Below are 18,658 nucleotides of genomic sequence, written 5' to 3'. Positions count from 1 at the left end.
ATGACGAAGGAACAACCTAGGCGGGTTGTTCTTTTTTTCTTCTGTAAGTTTATTTCCCAAAAGTACATTGACCGCCTTCCCTTAAGTACGATGTATTTCTCATTCCAAAATCGTAGAATGAATTCAAGTAGAGATCAGTAATGCGGGATAGAGGGAGGAAATCAAAATGGCAACATTATTATACCGGCTGGCACACTGGTCGGTGAGGAATTCAAAGAAGGTGATTATCGGTGGGGTGGGAGTATTGCTGGCATTAGCGGTATTGGCTTTGGCTATGGGACCAGCTTTCAGTGATGATTTGAGCATGCCGGGGCTTAAATCTCAAAAAGCAATTGAAGTGCTAAACAAGGAGTTTGCAAACCCACAGGCGAAGGTGACCGGGGGTCAGACTCGTATGGTCATCAAAGCTCCGAAACAGGAGACATTGTCCTCGGAGGATTCTAAGGTGGTCATTCAGAAGACCTTAAAAGAGATTGCGGTAGATACAGAAGTGCAATCGGTTGTAGGTCCTGATGAGAATCATTCGCTGAGTGCAGATAAAACAATAGCTTATATAGACGTTACTTATAAATCTCCTGCCGGAGAGGTAACGGATAAATCCAGAGAGCATATTACTGACGTTGCTGAAAATATGCGTTTCTCAGGTTGGCAGGCTGAACTATCCGGTGAAGCATTTGTACAAATGAAAATTTTGGGACCATCGGAAGTCATCGGTGTCGTCATTGCGTTTGTGGTGTTGGCCATTACGTTCAGTTCGTTTCTACTGGGTGCCCTGCCGATTGTCACTGCGGCAGTTGGACTAGGAATCGGATTGCTGGGAATGATGATAGGTTCCAATATGATCGAAATACAATCCGTTGCACTTTCGCTTGCAGCGATGCTTGGACTGGCTGTTGGAATTGACTATGCACTCTTTATTGTCTCCAGATTCCGCCAGCAACTGGTGGAAGGTTATGAGCGCTCCGAATCTATCGCAATCGCTAATGCAACCGCAGGGAGCTCGGTTGTTTTTGCAGCCGTAACAGTGATCATCGGCTTGGCTGGCCTTTCTGTAGTCCAAATCCCATTTTTGACTGCAATGGGATTATCCGGAGCATTTGTTGTATTCGTAACCATGTTATCTTCCGTCATTATGATTCCGGCACTGCTATCGGTATTTGGAAATCGTATCAGCGCAAGCAGTGGTAATAAGTGGCTAAAACCGCGAAAAAGAGTAAATCACAAGGACAATCGTTGGGGACAGGTGGTGACCCGAAAGCCATTAATAATGGTTATCTCTGGAGTGATCCTGCTAAGTACGATCGCCCTTCCGTTTCTTCATATAGAGCTTGGTTTGCCGGATGATGGGCAAAAACCGACTGAAAAGACTGAACGCCGTGCTTATGACCTAATATCTGAAGGATACGGCCCAGGTTTCCATAGTCCGCTTGTAGTCCTGGCCCGGGCAGATGGTGAGGGAGACTTTCTAAAGAATGTCTCTAATGTAGTAAAAGAGATTGGTACATTGCCTAATGTTGGCAGTATGTCTCCGGCTATTCCGGGTCCATCAGGAAAACTGGCGTTAATCAATATCATCCCTGCTACCGGACCGCATGATGTGAAAACCAAAGAGCTTGTACAATCGATCAGAGATCAGACACCTGAGATTTTGAAAAAGAATCATGTAGAACTGATGGTAACTGGAACCACTGCAGTCAATATTGATATTTCCCAAAAATTGAACGAAGCGCTCCCTAAATTCTGTATGGTTATCGTTGGGCTGGCTTTTGTTCTCCTGATGGTAGTGTTCCGCTCCTTGCTAGTACCACTTAAAGCTGTACTTGGTTTTATTCTGTCTCTTGCGGCAACACTCGGATTTTCGGTCTTTGTTATACAGGATGGGCATATGGGCAGCTTGTTCGGATTCTATGGAACAGGTACGGTATTGAACTTCATGCCGATTATCGTTGTTGGTATCTTATTCGGTCTCGCGATGGACTATGAGGTATTCCTTGTAAGCCGGATGCGCGAAGAATATAAAAAGACTGGAGATGCTAAAAAGGCAGTACTTGCCGGAATGGGCCATAGTGGAAGCGTGGTGACTGCGGCAGGACTCATCATGATCTCGGTATTTACGGGCTTTATGCTGGCTGAAGATCCGATTATCAAATCAATGGGTTTTGCACTAGCCTTCGGAATTCTGTTCGATGCATTTGTTGTTAGAATGTTGATTGTTCCAGCAACTATGACACTGATGGGGAAATCGGCTTGGTACCTGCCCAAATGGCTGGACCGGATTCTGCCGAATCTGGATATTGAAGGTGAAGCAGTGATGGAGAAGCTGGAACACTCAGACAGTGGAGTGGAAAAGAAGAAAAGCTTGCAGTTGTCTCCAAAACAAAATTAAGCTTAAGTCCGAAGAGACTCCACCTAAACCATCGTCAGGAGGTTTGACATGTCAACGGATCAGAATAAGGAATTTGAGAGTTCAAAGGTAGACTTTCTGAACAAGAAATTTATCAATAATCCTTTTCCGGTGTATAGTGAGCTTCGAAAAAATGACCCGGTTCATCGTTTTCTCTTGCCTAGCGGCCAGTTTGCGTGGATTGTATCCCGTTATGAAGATGCAGCAGAGATTCTACAGGATTCACGTTTTGTAACAAATTCTCCATATTCGGATAATGAAGCGGGGGCCGGCCCCCCGCACCAAGAAATCATTTCCCGTAATTTACTTAGCGTAAATCCTGATGATCACCGCCGGTTGCGGCGGCTCATACAGAAAGCCTTCACACCACGGATGATTGAACGGCTTCGGGGCCGGATTGAGGATATTAGTAATGAACTTCTTGCTGTAATCCAGACTAAAAGTATACGTGAGATGGATTTAATAGAAGATTATGCATTCCCGCTGCCGATTATTGTGATATGTGAGATGCTGGGGGTACCCGTTGAGGATCAGGATAAATTTAGGGAATGGTCTAATACCATTATGGAGGGAGTTAATAACACAGAATTAAATCAGAAGAGTGATGAAGCAATGGCGTTGTTTGTGGACTATCTTCATTCGTTGATAACCAAAAGGCGTTTGGATCTGCAGGAGGATTTGATTAGCGACCTCATCAGTGTAGAAGAGGATGGGGATGTCCTTTCGGAACAGGAATTGTATGCACTTGTATTTGTCCTTATCATTGCAGGTCATGAAACCACGGTAAATCTTATCGGTAACGGTATGCTTGCCTTACTGAATAATCCTGACCAGAAACAGTTGCTTCAAGAAGATCCGGAATTGATCCAACCAGCTATCGAGGAAATTTTACGGTATAACGGACCGGCTGAAGTGAGCAACATACGTTGGGCAACGGAGGATGTTGAATTTGACGGTAAGCATATTCAGCAAGGAGATATGCTCTTTGTCTCCTTCTCCTCGGCAAACCGTGACCCGCAGCAGTTCCCGGATCCGGATACATTTGATATAACACGTAAGGTGAATAACCATATCGCTTTTGGTAAAGGGATTCATTACTGTTTGGGCGCGCCTTTGGCCAGACTTGAAGGAGAGATCGCTATATCCGCCTTGTTGCGCCAAATGCCGAATATTCAATTGAAAATATCTGAGGAATTCATGGAATGGCGACCGGGTATGATTATTCGAGGATTAAAAGAACTTCCGGTAGTTTTTTAGTTGTTGTTTGTTGGTTTTCTTTTCAATACATCGAAGATTCTATAGTGAAATGAATGATTACAGCAGCTTGTCCATAGACAGGCTGCTTTTTATCCGGATACAGTGCCCCCACTTTGTAGCGATTATCAAGGAATAAAAAGAGTATTGATTTCCCTTTCGTACATAAGGTACATGCCCTTACGTACGATTTTTTTGTGTATTCAAAACGCTATAATGAGCTATATACAACATTAAGGTCAAGGGGATGCATATGTCACTTCTTCAAATCTTTACAGACAGCTTGGCCGATTTGCCAATAGTATTCATAGAACAACATCAAATACAACTCGTACCAGTGTATGTAGTTTTTAATAATGATAGGGTTTTTAAAGATAAAGTGGATGTATCTACTGAACAAATCTGCAAAATGGTGCTCGAACAAGGGAGAGTTCCCGGCATTGCGGCTCCATCCGTGAACGATTTCATATCCGCATTTACACCCGCTATTTTCGCCGGGAAGGATGTTCTTTTTATCAGCATAGCTTCGGAACTGTCACCGGCCTATAAGAATGCAGTTGCTGCGGCAGGCGCATTTCCGTCAGGACGAGTATGTGTTATAGATTCGGCAAGTCTTTCATCCGGAACCGCACTATTAGTTATACAAGCAGTCCGTATCGCCAGTAAAGGATTTCAAGTGACTACCGTTATTGAACGGCTACAACAATACCGTCAAAATATGAAGTTTACGATACTACTGGATGATACAGGGACTTCTAGCATACGAGGAAATGTCTACGGATTGGAGAATCGAATAATAAGCCCGCTAGCTCTAAGATCTGAGGGTGAAGTGAAAACGGGAAGGATTCGAGCTGATGATAAATACCCCACAAGTGTTGTTGATGTGATTCTTCATGAAATATTAGAAAATCAACATGAATTGGATTCAAATTTGGTTATCATATCACAGACTCTGGCCCAGCGCCCAGCGGAGTATTTAAAGGCAAAACTAATTGAAATGACGAGAATAAAAACCGTACTCATAACTCCCAGTATTTGCGGGCTGTTAAGCCGTACTAAACCTCGAAGTCTAGCGGTAAGCTATCTAATGAAACCTATTAAAACGAAGTCCTACAAGCAGGAGGAAGTTAAATGACAATTAAACATGAAAATGTAAAGGGGAATATTCATATATCACATAAGGCGATTGCAAAAATCGTCAGTTCGTCCGTCCAAACGATTCGTGAAGTGACTGCACTCGTAGATGGACGAAATAAGCAAACGGACCAAGAAATGTTCTATAAGGCTGTTGGAGTCCGTATCGAAGAGGCAGAGCTGTTTATTGATTTGCATACAGTTATTCTTCTAAGCACCCCACTACATCTGCTATCGAGAATTCTCCAAACAAATGTGAAAGAAGAAGTAGAGAGAATGACAGGGTTGGTTGTGGCAAAAGTCAATATTGATATCGTTGAAGTCATACCTGTGATTTGAGGAGGGATTGAATTGAAAGCGAACTTCCCTTGGTACCGATTGCGGCTCCTGCTCATTCCGCTGATCTTGTTTCTGTTATGTTGTGCTCCTCAGAAGGCTCATGCAGGACTCTGGAATAGTTTGAAAAATGGGTATCACACGATTACCGAGCTTCCGGACGAGGTAAACGAACTGAAAGAAAATTACCAGTCTACCATGGACAAGCTAGAGGAAACACGCTTAATGGCTGATAATTTACAGAAGCAGAATTCGCAACTATTTGCTGAAAATGAACACCAAAGACAACAGTTAGCAGAGGCTATGGACTCCCTTCATCAAGTAGAAGAACAGAAGGCGCGCCGTTTGAACAGAATCCAAGTGACAGTGTTTACTGCTGCTGGTCTACTATTAGGTTATTTTTTCCTCATTCGAATAATTCGATTTATCTTGCGGCGGAAGTCATATAAATAACCTTTTATTAAATGGAAGAATAATAAGAGACAGGTTGTGTAATGATGAAGAGTATGAGCACTTTTCTAAATGAAAGTACAATACAGTATGAAAATTCCGATGAAATGCTTGCCTCCCGAATTCCCATCCTGCTGTGGATACAGATGGTATATATAGCGACGATGATTCTGCAAAATGTTAAAGAACTTCTCATCCTACCCGACATTTTCTTCACAATTACTTATGTGCTTCATGCCCTGTTACACTGGAATTCATTTAGGTTGACCCGTTCCAGGTCCTGGTTGTATTTTTTGATTCAAGGACTGCTGATCTTGACCTGTGCATTACTGCTGGGTGAAGGTTCTCCAGCTGTTCTAATTGGATTATTACCCATATTAATTGGACAGAGTGTAGGGCTTTATTATCACAAAAGGAAAATTACATTTGTATTTCTGTATTGTGTGTTTATTTTCTTCTATGCTCAGCTGTATTTGGGAAAAATGCCTGACTTGCTACTGCTCATTCCCTTATTCATATTAATGTTAATTGTTGTTATAGCGTATGCTTTGCTGTTTTTTGAACAAGTTCATGCCCGTCTGAGGACGCAAAATTTTCTGAAGGACTTGGAAAAAGCGCACCGAAAGGTAGAGGAACTTACCTTGGCAAATGAACGGCAGCGCATGGCCCGGGATCTTCATGATACGCTTACGCAAGGGGTAGCTGCTTTCGTTATGCAGCTTGATGCTGCAGATGAATTTATCTCACAGGGAAATATTCGAAGATCACAGGAAATTATTCAACAGTCGATGAGCCAGGCGCGAAGTTTATTGGCTGATGCCCGGCGGGCGATTGATAATCTAAGGTTGAAATCCTCTTCCGTTCTTGACTTTCGTGAATCACTTACTGATGAGATACAACGTTTTTTCCAGGCGACCGGAATTAATGTTTATCCTAAAATCCAAATGGTCAGCCAAATGTCCAGAATGCTGATAGAGCACAGTCTATATATCGTAAGTGAATGTCTAACCAATGTGGCGAAGCATGCAAAGGCTGACAAAGTGTGGGTGACTGTGACTGAACGGAATAATCGTATTGAGATTGAGGTCAAAGATAACGGGACAGGCTTTGATACAAGCCAGATCGGCAAACAGGCAGGCCATTATGGTTTACTGGGATTATATGAGCGTGTACGGTTGATTGGAGGTCAACTCCAAATCACCAGTACATCTAGAGGTACACGAATTATAATAGAAGCATCCATTCATAAAGGAGACAAGCTATGAGTACCATTAAGGTATTGATTGTCGATGATCATCAGCTCGTTCGTGACGGCTTGAAGCTGATTGTCGAAACCAATAAACGGTTTGATATCATTGGAGAAGCAGAGAATGGACAGGTGGCGCTGCGCCTGATAGACGAGCTGAAGCCCGATGTAATTCTGCTGGATCTGAATATGCCAGTAATGAGTGGAATGGAAACGATGGGAGTATTAAGTGATAATCAATGTAAAATTCCGGTCATCATCTTAACCACCTATAATGAAGATGAATTAATGGTAAATGCTTTGGCACTGGGGGCAAAAGGTTATCTGCTGAAAGATACCAATCGTGTTCATTTGTTTCGGACTATCGAATCTGCGATCCGGGGAGAGACACTGCTACAGTCTGATATCATGACCAAAGTGTTAGCGGCCAAAGAGCGTAAAGAAGGTTCCGATTCCAAAGAAACAGAGATCCCTGTTTTAACGGACAAGGAAAAAATAATACTTCAGTTTGTAGCACGTGGATATAAAAGCAAAGAAATCGCATTTGACATGGGAGTTACAGAGCGTACGATCAAGGCACACTTAACCAGCATTTATTCAAAACTTGGAGTGGATTCAAGATCCCAAGCGGTGGCTACGGCTATGGAACGAAAGATTATTCATATCTAAATAGCTTAGGACATACGGTGAGTTAATTCTGTATGTTCGGAGGCTTGTGTGAGTGTTGGATTCATTGCAAATGCTAGTGGTATGGATATTAAAGTAAATTCGTTGGAAGACATATACGCTACTGGCTATGGGCTTGTGCCTAACACGCAAAACTTTATTGATAAGTGAGTTTCGAAAGGTACTCAACTCAGTTCTTGAAGCTTATGATGCAGTATTTATTTGCAATAAAAAGTGATGAAAGGCCGGTTGCAAAGATGCATCCGGTTTTTGCATTCCCATTCGTTAATAAATCGGCCTCGCCGTTGTACAAACATGCTCGTTGTGATTATAATATGCTAAGAATTCATTAGTTTATGAGGTGGCAAAGTGAGAGAGCTGAAAAGCATAGAGGAACGGATACTTGACCGGGCACTTTACCTAATGGGACTGAGCAATACTTGTAAAATATCCATTCGGGCTATAGCGAAAGAAGCCAATGTAAACGTTAGTGCTATTAATTATTATTTCAGAAGTAAAGAAGAAATGCTGAGGATGGTAAAGGAGTTTTACATAGAGAACACACTGACCGTTTCGTCCATATTGAATAACGTAGAATACGATGATGAAGAAAGGCTGGTGCTCGCTGCCAACGAAATTATGGAGTACTCATTAAGGTTTCCCGGCAATTCAGTAATCTTTAAGGATTCTCAGAAGCTTGCAGATGTAGATGAGACATCAAGGAAAATTGTCGATTTATCTTTAGAATTGAGCAATCGGCTAAGTGGTTTGCTGTGCAACCTTATAGCGGGGGATGAGGCAAGTACCAGATACAAGAATCTAATATTCATGTCATCTATAAATTATCCAACCGAGCAAGATGATGCGATAGGCTTGGGTAGAACATTGTTAAACGAAAGAGAAGCTAGAATAACATATCTGAAATTGTTGATCAAAGCACTGAAATCAATATAAAAGGATATGATTTCCAGTATTTTTAGACTATCTGGCATAGTCTCTTTTTTTTCGGAAAATTAAAACAAATTGTTTTAAACATATTGATTTAAAAATGTGATTCGTATATATTTATAGTGCATCTAAGAAGATTTTTATTCTGTACAAAACATTGTGAAAATTTTTACTAAGTCATTCAGATATTATACGTAGAGGAGAATTATTATGGCTTACAGTACGCTTTTTAGTCCCTTAAAAATCAGAGGCCTTGAATTGAAGAACAGGGTTATGTTTCCGGCAATGGGAACAAAGATGTCTACAGAGGACCGGTTCGTCACTCAGCAGCTAATTGATTATCATGTAGCCAGAGCTGAGGGGGGATGCGGACTAAACTTTACCGAAGTCTGCTCCGTATACTCTCCTGCTTCTCCGCGGAACTTCCTGGCTATCTCCGAGGACAAATATATTCCTGGCTTAAAGAAGCTTACAGATGCGATTCACGAAGCTGGGGGAAAAGCAGGGATTCAGCTCTGGCTTGGAGGGATGGCAGTCGCCAGCGATCCTGAGCAGAAGCTGATCATTCCCAGCCCCGTATCAGTGCCAGGGACCGAATACACCCTTCCTGGAGCAGATATCGCTACGCTGAAGGAAGCGGCCAAGTCCTTTGGAGAAGGTGCTAAGCGGGCCGTAGAAGCCGGTTTTGATGCTGTTGAATTTCATGCTGGCCATAATTACACGCCTCATATCTTCCTAAGCCCCTATTTCAACCAGAGAACAGATGAATACGGCGGTGATCTGAATAATCGGGCCAGATTTCTGATTGAATGCATAGAAGCTATCCGTCATAATATTCCAGCTGAAATGCCTCTCTTTATGAGGATTAATGCACATGATGATTATTTGGAAGGCGGATTGACCATCGAAGAGGTCATACAGTTTTGCAAGATGGCTAAGGAGGCCGGAGTAGACGTACTCGATGTATCTCGCGGCAACTTCTCAACTTCAGCTATAAAATATGAGGTTCCTCCCATTGACCTTCCCCGGAGCTTCAATGTTGATAATGCCGCCAGAATCAGGAAGGAAACAGGAATGTTAACTGTGGCAGTGGGACGAATCAATGATCCTGGTCAAGCGGAAGAAATTCTATCCAGCAAAAAAGCGGATATGGTCGTCATTGGCCGTGCTCAACTCGCCGATCCGGAGTTCTGCAACAAGGCTGAGGCCGGAAAAGCAGCGGATATTGTCCGTTGTGTCGGATGTAATCAAGGCTGCTATGATGGATTTGTCTCCATTGAAATGCCATACATTACTTGTTTGAGGAATCCGGCACTAGGGAGAGAAAACGAATATAAACTTGCAGCAACCGACAATCCCAAGAAAATAGTTGTTGCAGGCGGAGGTATAGCGGGTCTTGAGGCAGCGATGATCCTTAAACGTAGAGGACATTATCCGATTGTATGCGAGGCGTCAGCTGTACTTGGAGGCCAGTTTGCTCTTGCTGGTGAAGCACCAAGAAAAGAGGAGATGAAGGAAGCAGCCATTGCAATGGGAGAGCAGGCAATCAGAGAAGGGGTTGAGGTGAGACTTGGAACACCTGTTACTTCAGCACTTCTAGATGAGCTAAGGCCGGACGAAGTAATTGTTGCCGTCGGTGCTGCTCCAATGGAATTGAAAGTGCCAGGCAGCCATTTGCCTATGGTAACCAATTCCCACGAAGTTCTCTCTGGAAAGATAGCGGTCTCCGGTAAGGTTGTTATTATTGGAGGTGGGCTGGTAGGATTGGAGGTGGCCGAATATCTACATGGGAAGGCTACAGAAATAACTGTAGTAGAAATGCTGGAAAAAGTGGCGAAGGATCTGGGTCAGCTGCGGTCAATTTGTGTAATGGAGAACTTGGAAACCTCAGGTGTTCAAACCTTGACAGATGCTAAATGTGTAGAGATTAAGGAACAAGCTATTGTCATAGAAAACATGGGACGGATAATGCAATTACCATGTGATTCGGTTGTAGTGGCCATCGGGGCAAAGTCACGGAATTTTGAAGACATTAATAATTATTGTGATGAACACAGTATTCCGTGTCATGTAATTGGGGATGCGGTGAGTGCCCGCAGAGCGCTGAATGCTGTCGCCGAGGCAAACGAAATTGCAAGAGCAATCTAAATAGCCAATGTCCAGAACGGTCTAAAAATCACCTAAGTCAGCAAAGCGGCGCTTATCCTGTTATTGGGGGAAGCTCCGCTTTACGTTTTTTGATACACTGCGGTTTGATTAAGTACAGTATGAGTCAAAGCTTATGAAAGCCTTAACCTAGTCCCTTCGGAAAAAATGTACAGCTAAAGGAAACAGCCTTCTATCTCTGAATTAGAAGCCGTTGCGTAAATAAGTAAACATGAGGTTCACGTACTGATCGAATGATAAGGTACCAGAGTCTGGATCCCCCCTTTCACCCGGTAGCTTGACGTTCAACCTTCCGTGTAGAATAGGTACGAAAGCTCCGTAGGCGGCACCTGCTAGAAGGTGGGTATATGCGTCGTCATAACGTCCATGAGAGAACTGTTCAAGCAATTCCTGGGCGGAGATTTGCAAGTGGCGGAATACGATGAGAATATAAGGCTCCAGTGACGGATTTAGATCCACGAGTGAAACGAATTGCCGCAATTTATGTAGGAACTCAGAGGTGAGTTGCACCTTCAATAAGTTGTATAATGCATCGAGCGGCGTTGCATCCGGAGGCAAACCCGCGAATAATATTTCCGCGTCCTCTTTCGAGGCGCTGCCCATAAAATAGGTAGCTACTGCTTCCTCTTTGCATGAGAAGTAATTGGCGAAGGTCCGCCGGGAAAAGCCAGTCTTCTGAACAATGTCATCAACGATGAAACAGTCCATACCATGCTCAAGCGCAAGTTCAAAGGCGGCTTCAGCCAATGCATAAGCAGTGGCTTTCTTTTTTTTGTCACGATGTGTCAGCTTGGAGTTCAAAATCCATTCACCTCCTTTCTTAAATGCAGAAAAAACGCTGATCTCTATTTGTTAAATAAATTATTACTTAATAAGTTAAAATAAACAATACGCAATTGGTTGCAAAATTAAGAACTTCTTCACCAAACTACCAAGGAGAATTCTGCTACAACATAAATTCGAACACGCTGAAAAGAAGGGAGTATTGTTATCCCATAACAGTGGAGAAAATGTCACAACTGATGTTTACGGCAAGATTTATAAAACTCTTGGTTGCAACCTCAGCGATATTTGCTAAATTGAAGATTTAGATACATCTGGAAAAGATGTTGCTATTATAACAATAACGGATCTTTACTTTTTCGGAGGTGAAATACTTTTGAACAATTCTACAATATTAATCGTGGACGATGATGAGGAAATTCGCGATCTGATTGAGACGCTTTTAGCGAATGAGGGGTATACCGTTTGTCAGGCAGAAAACGGCGAACAGGCAGTCGCGCTTATGAATGCGGATGTTGATTTAGTGATTCTCGATGTCATGATGCCGGGAATGACTGGCTACAAGGTATGCAGTACCATTCGGGAACAATACAATACTCCCGTGTTATTTCTGACAGCTAAAGGTATGGACTCCGACCTGACCATTGGTTACTCCTGCGGCGGGGACGATTATTTGACCAAACCTTTTTCCAGTGCAGAGTTGTTGGCGCGAATTAAAGGCTTGATACGCAGATACAAGATATATATGGGAAAAGAAAGTGACGCGAAGAACGATGCTTATCTAGTTTACGGTGATCTGAAGGTTCATCCTGCGTTTAACGAAGTAATCAAAGCAGACACAGAACTGAATCTCACAGAGATTGAATACCAATTGCTACGCCTGATGCTGCAATACCGGGGTAAGATTTTCACGATGCAGAACCTCTATGAAACGATCTGGAACGAACCTTTCTTATCTATAAGCGCCAATACTGTAATGGTTCACATACGCAAACAGCGAGCTAAAATCGAGAAGGATTCCAAAAATCCGACAATTGTTAAAACTGTTTGGGGAAAGGGGTATCGTGTTGAAAAATAAACTCAAAATGGAAAAAAGAGCCCGTATACCTCTACATCGGTCAGTATTGGGTTTTAAGTTGATGGGGTTCGCATTGTTTAGCGTTATTATAGCAGTAATTCTCTATACAGGACTGTCTGCGCTTGGCAATTATATTGCAGATTCAGGAACACTTAAAGAATTAGAAACTAATAACAATGTAGAAGTTTTTCTGAAGCAGTTTCAGAGTTATGTTACGGCCAACAACCTACAGTCCACTGACTATACCCAAATCAAATTTTGGCTGACCGAAAATACCCAGATAAGCTTTTTGTACAATTCCGACAAAAGCTCGTCAGGAAATTATGTGATTCAGTTTGCAGATAAATCAGTTTCTGTTTCACCATATGCAACCAGTACAATAAACTCTGCATTAGGACAACCGTTATCCATCCTTATCGCAGCCGTTAGTTTTTTCTTTCTGTTTTTGGCATTTGTACGATACATGATAAGCGATATTAAACTTCTGTCGCACGATATGGAGCAGCTGACCAACGGAAACCTGAACCATGAGGTCAGGCTGTTGAGAAAGGATGAGCTTGGTGAGTTGGCAAGAGATATTAATACGATGCGGTGCTCCATTATCACTCGTATGGAAGCGGAGAGCAAGGCAATAAAAGCCAATCAGGATTTGATAACCGCACTTTCACATGATCTTCGTACTCCATTGACGAAGCAGCTCGGTTACCTTGAATTAGCCATGAATGGCCAGTATCAGGATGAAGCCTCCATGCAAAATTGCTTGCGAAAAGTTCATAGTGCATCGGTACAAATCAAATCCCTTTCGGATGAACTTTTTTCCTATTTTACAGCGGTTCAAGCTTCTAACGGAAAGCAGGGTGATTTGGAGGATGTTGATGGATTTACATTGCTCAATCAACTCTTTATGGAATACTCCGAATTTCTATATAATTGCGGCTTTCACGTGCAGATGCGGAACCCAGAGATGCAGGAATTTTCCTTGAGCGTGGACATTCAGTATCTCACCCGCATCATGGATAATCTATCCTCCAATATCAAAAAGTACGGGGATCCAAGCCAGCCAGTTGAGCTGTACTATCGAGTCAAGGATGACAGCGTGTATGTCCATTTTGAAAACACGGTTGGCAGACACAATGCAATTACGGAAAGTGCCAACATCGGCATACAGTCAGCAGGAAAAATGGCGAAATCAATGAATGGAAGCCTGCATATTGAAAAACGCAAAAACCATTTTGCCGCAGTTTTACGTCTGCCTGTTACTGCAGCCAAGCAGAATTAAGATTTATTCAGAATTAGAATAGGCTCCTTTTCAGTTTTACTTGTTAGGGTAAATATACCAACAGGTAATCTGCTGGAAGGAGTTTTTTTATTTTATCCGAAAGAGGTTTGAAAGATGAAAAGATGGATTAAGCAATTCGTAAAACAAACGAAGAAATGGTTTTATGAACACACAAAGTAACTTTGGGGGAAAATAAACAATGAAACAGTATGTCCTTTTAACTGAGAGCGGTTCCGACCTTTCTCCGGAGTTGGCAATGGAGTACGGAATTAGGCTTGTTCCCATGTACGTTCAGCTCAACGGGAAAACATATGCTGATGGAGATATTTCCTCAGCAGAAATGTTTGACTTCTGTAACTCGAACGGCGTAATTCCTACGACCTCAGCTCCTAATCCCGCAGATTTTGAATTGGTGTACCATCATATTCGCAGCAAAAATCCAGATTCTATTATCATTCACATCGCATATTCAGCACAAACCACCTGCTCCTACCAGAACTCTATCATAGCGGATGATGGGTACGAAAATATCTATCATGTTGACAGTGAGCACGTAAGTGCAGGCTTGGGTGCTGTGGTGATTCAGAGCGCAAGATATTTGATGGCACACCCGGATGTTGAGCCTGCCGAATTAGTAGAGAAAATTATGGAAATCTCCAAGCAAATGAAATTCCATTTTGTGGTGCAGGATATGCGCTATCTGAAGGCTGGAGGCCGCTGTTCTAACACCCAATACCTGATGGCGCTGATATTTAGCATAAAGCCACTGATTGAAATGAGAAACGGCTTACTGGTAGCCGCTCGGAGATACCGGGGAAAGATGGAGCTTGTATGTGAAAAAGTGGTGGAAGATTTTTTTAACTCTACTGAGATCGAAACGGATGAAATATATTTGGCGTATTCACACGGACTAACTGAGGAAATCCGCACCAGAATTGAACAAAAATGCCGTTCACACCAGGTTAATCGAATTCTATGGTCTATCACAGGCTGCATCATCTCCACACACGGCGGCCCTGGCGGTTTTGCTATTGGCGGTTTGGCAAAGAGATAACGATCTATAAATATTAAATCTCAAAACATGAGTTCTGAAATAGCGGTACAGGCAATTAAGAATTATTCAGAATTAAGGTAGGCATTTTTTTAGTTTTTATAGTTATCATAATCACATCTACAGATATTTACGGAGGTAATTATGATAAAAAAAACATTCTCATTCGGAAGCACAACTCTCTACAACGTTCCAAAGTTCTCTGATTTCAGAGAACTTCTGAATTATAGTGCGAAGCATTACGCAGGCCGAAATGCTTTTCAAATCAAAAAAGAGAACGGTGCTTATCGCTTTGTCCCTTATAAAGAGCTAGTGGAACAATATTACAGCCTTTGCGCAGAGTTTATCAGAAAAGGACTTTCCGGCAAACGCATCGCCGTTATCGGTACAAATAGCTACGGCTGGGTGCTTAGCTACCTTTGTGCGGCGACGGTAGGCGTGGCCGTGCCTATCGACAAGGAGTTGTGTGCAGAGGATATACAGAATTTCTGTGAAGCAGCCGAATGCAGCACTATTTGCATAGATGATTCAAGCCATGAAAAGCTGATTGAGGTCAATTTGCCCATTTTTCAATATTCACATAGCGATATCGAAGCTTTTCATGCTCCTATCTCGGAAAGCGAAAAACGGCATATTGATTCCATTGCAATCCCGAAAGAGGAAATGCGCATTCTTATTTTCACCTCTGGAACCACGGGAAGGTCCAAAGGCGTGTGCTTGTCGCAGAACAATATCTGTGCGAACATTTATCAGACCACGAGGGTGGTGAATATCAACCCGGACGATAAGACGATTTCAATTCTCCCGCTTCATCACACCTATGAATGCACGCTTAATTGTTTGCTCCTGCTGTCCCGCGGTGCGTGCATCTGCTACTGTGACGGACTAAGCCATGTTGCACGAAATGTTCAGGAATATCATCCTTCTGTTATGGTTGTTGTTCCTGCGCTTTTGAAAATGCTTTGCAAGCGAATCCGACTCTCTGTCGCGAAGGAATGCCCTAAAAAGTACCGCACCCTTTTTCAGGAAAAATCCCTTGCACAAGCTCTTTCCGAAGTACCGTTCATTATCCGGGGAATCATCATTGCAAAGATCAGAAAAACGCTTGGCAACAAGCTTAGACTGTTTATCGTTGGTGCGGCAAAGCTTGATGCTTCGCTAGTAAGTGATTTTGCTGCGGTTAGAATCCGCACTCTGCAGGGTTATGGTTTGACGGAATGCGCACCGCTTGTTGCCGGAAATAGCGACCTCTTTTTCGATCCTACTTCGACAGGGTGTGCACTCCCTGATGTAACTTTGAAAGTCTTAAATTCCAATGAAGCTGGGGTCGGCGAAATCGTAGTCAAAGGGGAAAATGTTATGCTTGGATATTACCGAGATGCGGCAGCAACGAGTGCTGTTATGAAGGACGGATTTTTCCACACCGGTGACCTCGGTTACTTCGACGAAAAAGGGGCGCTGTTTTTCAAAGGGCGGATTAAAAATGTCATCGTTACAAGCAACGGCAAAAATATTTACCCGGAAGAGCTGGAGACCCGGCTGGGAGAAGCTGAGTGTATCATCGAATCCCTTGTGCTTGAGGGAAAGGACCGCGACGGCGAAAGCTGCGTAAAGGCAAAGATTTTACCCAACATTGAGTACATCAAAGAAAAACTGGGCTATTTACCCAATCTTGAAGAAATCCAGTCGTATATAAAGTCAGTAATAGATGACGTCAATAACAAACTCCCAAGCTATAAACGTATTCATATGTTTGTGATTTTGGAACAAGGTTTGGAGTGCACGGCCACGAAGAAGATCAAACGATACGGTGTCAATCTCGCATAGAAAGAGGTCTGTCATGAATGAAAAAGAATATGCTCCCCCCATTAATCGGTTAGAACTAGATACGGCAGCAACCATGTTTCCGTTAGCCTTTTGCAAAAAACATAAATCCCTTATCCGATTGACGGTTACCATGAGCGACCCTATTGACAGAAACAGCTTGCAATCTGCACTTGATCGTTTAATGCCGCGATTTCCATCCTTTTATGTACGGCTGAGTCATAACAGGTTTCGTTACTTCTTCGAGAGCTTGGATTACACACCGGTGATTCTGGAAGAAGCAAGAGCGAATGATCCGCTCTTCATGACACTTGATGAGCTTTACACCTGCGCTTTTCGTGTCGTTGTAGCGGAAAACCGTATTGCCCTCGAATATTCACATGCAGTATCTGACGGATACGGCGGTAGTGTATTTTTAAAATCATTAATTGCCGAATATTTGAATATCCGATATTCTGTATCGGGATTTCCAGGGGTTCTATGCGTGAAAGAAGCATCGACTTACGACGAAATTAAAGACGAGTACCCAAAGATAGCAGGAGTCGCAAACAAATTGAAGGATTTTCCAAGTGCTTATTCCTTGAAAGGAACACCGGATGAAAAGCTGCATATCACAGAACTTACCTTCAAAACGGAGGCACTGCTGAACTGTGCAAGTGAACATGGAGTAACTCTTACAGCATTTTTGTCAGGCATATTGGTAGCAGCGCTAACTGATGTGCGATGGTACAAGAACAAAAAACAACAAGAAGTTCGCCTTTCAATCCCGATTGATTTGAGAAGGCGCTTTAGCAGCTGTACACTGCGCAATTTCACAGTTCCCATCACGATCTATGCAGGGAATGTGAGTGAGAAAACGGATATATCTGCATTGTGCCAATCGATCCATAAACAATTAAAAAGGAGTACAAACAAAGAAAATCTATCGGCTATGGTAGCGATGTATGTGAAAATGGCAAAAAGTAGGGTTATTTCCGCCATGCCGCTGTCTCTTAAAAGATGGGGAGTGCAGACATTTTTCTCTCTTCGTAAGGTTGAAAGCTGTATGACATTTTCCAACTTGGGGATATGGCGGCTTCCGGATGAAATGGAGCCTTATGTCAAACAGAGCGGTATGATGTTCAGCCCCAAGCCTTCCTCACCCTACAGCTGTGGTGTAGTTTCTGTAGGAAACACGTTAACCCTCACATTAACAAGGAGTATAAAAGAGCCTTTGCTGGAGCAAAGGGTTCTTCGGATACTTGAAAATACAATATACAAAAAAAACATTCGATTGGAGTCAGTCTAATGAATGCTGAAATATCTATAAAAAATTCTCGTCTGCCAGTCTATTCTGAAGGTGAAGAAACCTTTAACGTATACTCGCATACGTTGGGTGTGCTTTTCGGTATGGGTATGCTTATCACCGTAGCATTGTTATATCAGAATACATTACAGCTAGTTTCCGGCATTTTGTTTGGCTTGTCGCTGATTATTTTATACTCCATGTCGTGTATCTATCACGGATTGTCTCCTGAAAAGGAATTGGATCATAAAAAGAAATTTCAGGTGGTCGACCATTGTTCTATTCCCATACTGATTGCTGGTACCTATGCACCCTTTGCACTGTGCGTGTTAGAGCCTGCAAAGCAGGGCTTGGGTTGGACGTTATTTGGTATAGTTTGCGTTATCGTTTGTATTGTAATTGCATTGAATATACTTGACCTTAATCGGTTTAAAGCAATTACAATGATAGGTTATTTTCTAATGGGGGGCAGTCTGCTGATTGGTTCGGATATACTGATAACCGAGCTCACAAGGGAGGGCTTTGCCATCTTTTTGGCTGGTGGAGCAGCTTACAGCATCGGGACAGTTTTTTACAAGCTGGGCGGCATGAAGATAAAATGGATGCATTCAGTTTTTCATGTTTTCTGCATTCTCGGTAGTATTTTACACGGTGTCTGTGTTTGTATTTATGTGTTTCATTATTAATTACAGGAGAGTACCTAAGCCAGCCAAACTAAAATTCAAGCCAACGATTAATCACAAGAAAAGTTGAT

The 18,658-nt window shown here is 42.6% G+C and carries 16 protein-coding genes; 15 read left to right on the top strand and 1 reads right to left on the bottom strand.

The features are described from left to right. Positions 1-166 precede the first annotated feature (166 nt). From KDC22_RS24035 to baiCD, 9 genes are all read left to right on the top strand, one after another. Positions 167-2,386 (top strand): MMPL family transporter, encoded by a 2,220-nt coding sequence (locus tag KDC22_RS24035; protein WP_211720613.1) that lies wholly within the window; start codon positions 167-169, stop codon positions 2,384-2,386. Between the two features lie 48 nt (positions 2,387-2,434). Next, complete coding sequence (locus KDC22_RS24030; protein ID WP_211720612.1) at positions 2,435-3,661, top strand: cytochrome P450 family protein; 1,227 nt, start codon at positions 2,435-2,437, stop codon at positions 3,659-3,661. A gap of 250 nt (positions 3,662-3,911) precedes the next feature. Continuing rightward, on the top strand, positions 3,912-4,793 hold the full coding sequence (locus tag KDC22_RS24025) for a DegV family protein (RefSeq protein ID WP_211720611.1): 882 nt from the start codon (positions 3,912-3,914) through the stop codon (positions 4,791-4,793). Then, on the top strand, positions 4,790-5,131 hold the full coding sequence (locus KDC22_RS24020; protein WP_211720610.1) for an Asp23/Gls24 family envelope stress response protein: 342 nt from the start codon (positions 4,790-4,792) through the stop codon (positions 5,129-5,131). The genes KDC22_RS24025 and KDC22_RS24020 overlap by 4 nt, the downstream gene beginning before the upstream one ends. Before the next feature lie 12 nt (positions 5,132-5,143). Continuing rightward, on the top strand, positions 5,144-5,581 hold the full coding sequence (locus KDC22_RS24015; RefSeq protein WP_211720609.1) for a hypothetical protein: 438 nt from the start codon (positions 5,144-5,146) through the stop codon (positions 5,579-5,581). A 41-nt stretch (positions 5,582-5,622) separates the two neighbouring features. After that, entirely contained in the window at positions 5,623-6,843 is a 1,221-nt protein-coding gene (locus KDC22_RS24010) for a sensor histidine kinase (protein ID WP_246552935.1), read from the top strand. Beyond that, positions 6,840-7,493: a response regulator gene (locus KDC22_RS24005; RefSeq protein ID WP_211720608.1), complete on the top strand. Its 654-nt coding sequence runs from the start codon at positions 6,840-6,842 to the stop codon at positions 7,491-7,493. The genes KDC22_RS24010 and KDC22_RS24005 overlap by 4 nt, the downstream gene beginning before the upstream one ends. Before the next feature lie 366 nt (positions 7,494-7,859). Continuing rightward, positions 7,860-8,444, top strand: a complete 585-nt coding sequence (locus tag KDC22_RS24000; RefSeq protein WP_211720607.1) for a TetR/AcrR family transcriptional regulator — start codon at positions 7,860-7,862, stop codon at positions 8,442-8,444. A 204-nt stretch (positions 8,445-8,648) separates the two neighbouring features. Beyond that, positions 8,649-10,586 carry a bile acid Fe-S flavoenzyme BaiCD gene (gene baiCD, locus KDC22_RS23995; protein ID WP_211720606.1) on the top strand — a complete coding sequence of 646 codons (1,938 nt, stop codon included), beginning with the start codon at positions 8,649-8,651 and terminating at the stop codon, positions 10,584-10,586. Positions 10,587-10,787: 201 nt separating this feature from the next. Here baiCD and KDC22_RS23990 read toward each other — a convergent pair whose 3' ends face one another. Beyond that, positions 10,788-11,405: a TetR/AcrR family transcriptional regulator gene (locus KDC22_RS23990; RefSeq protein ID WP_211720605.1), complete on the bottom strand. Its 618-nt coding sequence runs from the start codon at positions 11,403-11,405 to the stop codon at positions 10,788-10,790. Between the two features lie 382 nt (positions 11,406-11,787). On the opposite strand from KDC22_RS23990, the gene KDC22_RS23985 reads away from it, so the two are divergent. The 6 genes from KDC22_RS23985 to trhA all read left to right on the top strand — a co-directional run bounded on the left by KDC22_RS23985 (position 11,788) and on the right by trhA (position 18,590). Beyond that, the gene (locus tag KDC22_RS23985) at positions 11,788-12,465 is read left to right on the top strand and encodes a response regulator transcription factor (RefSeq protein WP_246552933.1); all 678 of its coding nucleotides are present in this window, start codon (positions 11,788-11,790) and stop codon (positions 12,463-12,465) included. Continuing rightward, complete coding sequence (locus tag KDC22_RS23980; RefSeq protein ID WP_211720603.1) at positions 12,422-13,744, top strand: sensor histidine kinase; 1,323 nt, start codon at positions 12,422-12,424, stop codon at positions 13,742-13,744. The genes KDC22_RS23985 and KDC22_RS23980 overlap by 44 nt, the downstream gene beginning before the upstream one ends. Positions 13,745-13,943: 199 nt before the next feature. Beyond that, positions 13,944-14,798 carry a DegV family protein gene (locus KDC22_RS23975; RefSeq protein ID WP_211720602.1) on the top strand — a complete coding sequence of 285 codons (855 nt, stop codon included), beginning with the start codon at positions 13,944-13,946 and terminating at the stop codon, positions 14,796-14,798. 141 nt (positions 14,799-14,939) lie between these two features. After that, positions 14,940-16,622 (top strand): AMP-binding protein, encoded by a 1,683-nt coding sequence (locus KDC22_RS23970; protein WP_211720601.1) that lies wholly within the window; start codon positions 14,940-14,942, stop codon positions 16,620-16,622. Positions 16,623-16,635: 13 nt separating this feature from the next. Continuing rightward, complete coding sequence (locus tag KDC22_RS23965; RefSeq protein ID WP_211720600.1) at positions 16,636-17,907, top strand: phthiocerol/phthiodiolone dimycocerosyl transferase family protein; 1,272 nt, start codon at positions 16,636-16,638, stop codon at positions 17,905-17,907. Beyond that, positions 17,907-18,590 (top strand): PAQR family membrane homeostasis protein TrhA, encoded by a 684-nt coding sequence (trhA, locus tag KDC22_RS23960; protein ID WP_211720599.1) that lies wholly within the window; start codon positions 17,907-17,909, stop codon positions 18,588-18,590. Before KDC22_RS23965 ends, trhA begins: the two co-directional genes overlap by 1 nt. Positions 18,591-18,658: the final 68 nt, after the last annotated feature.

It is taken from the genome of Paenibacillus tritici, from assembly GCF_018207515.1.
GTDB classification, from domain to species: domain Bacteria; phylum Bacillota; class Bacilli; order Paenibacillales; family Paenibacillaceae; genus Paenibacillus_AQ; species Paenibacillus_AQ tritici.
Note: the sequence above shows the minus strand (reverse complement) of the source record. Positions and strands in the feature narration are given on the sequence as shown.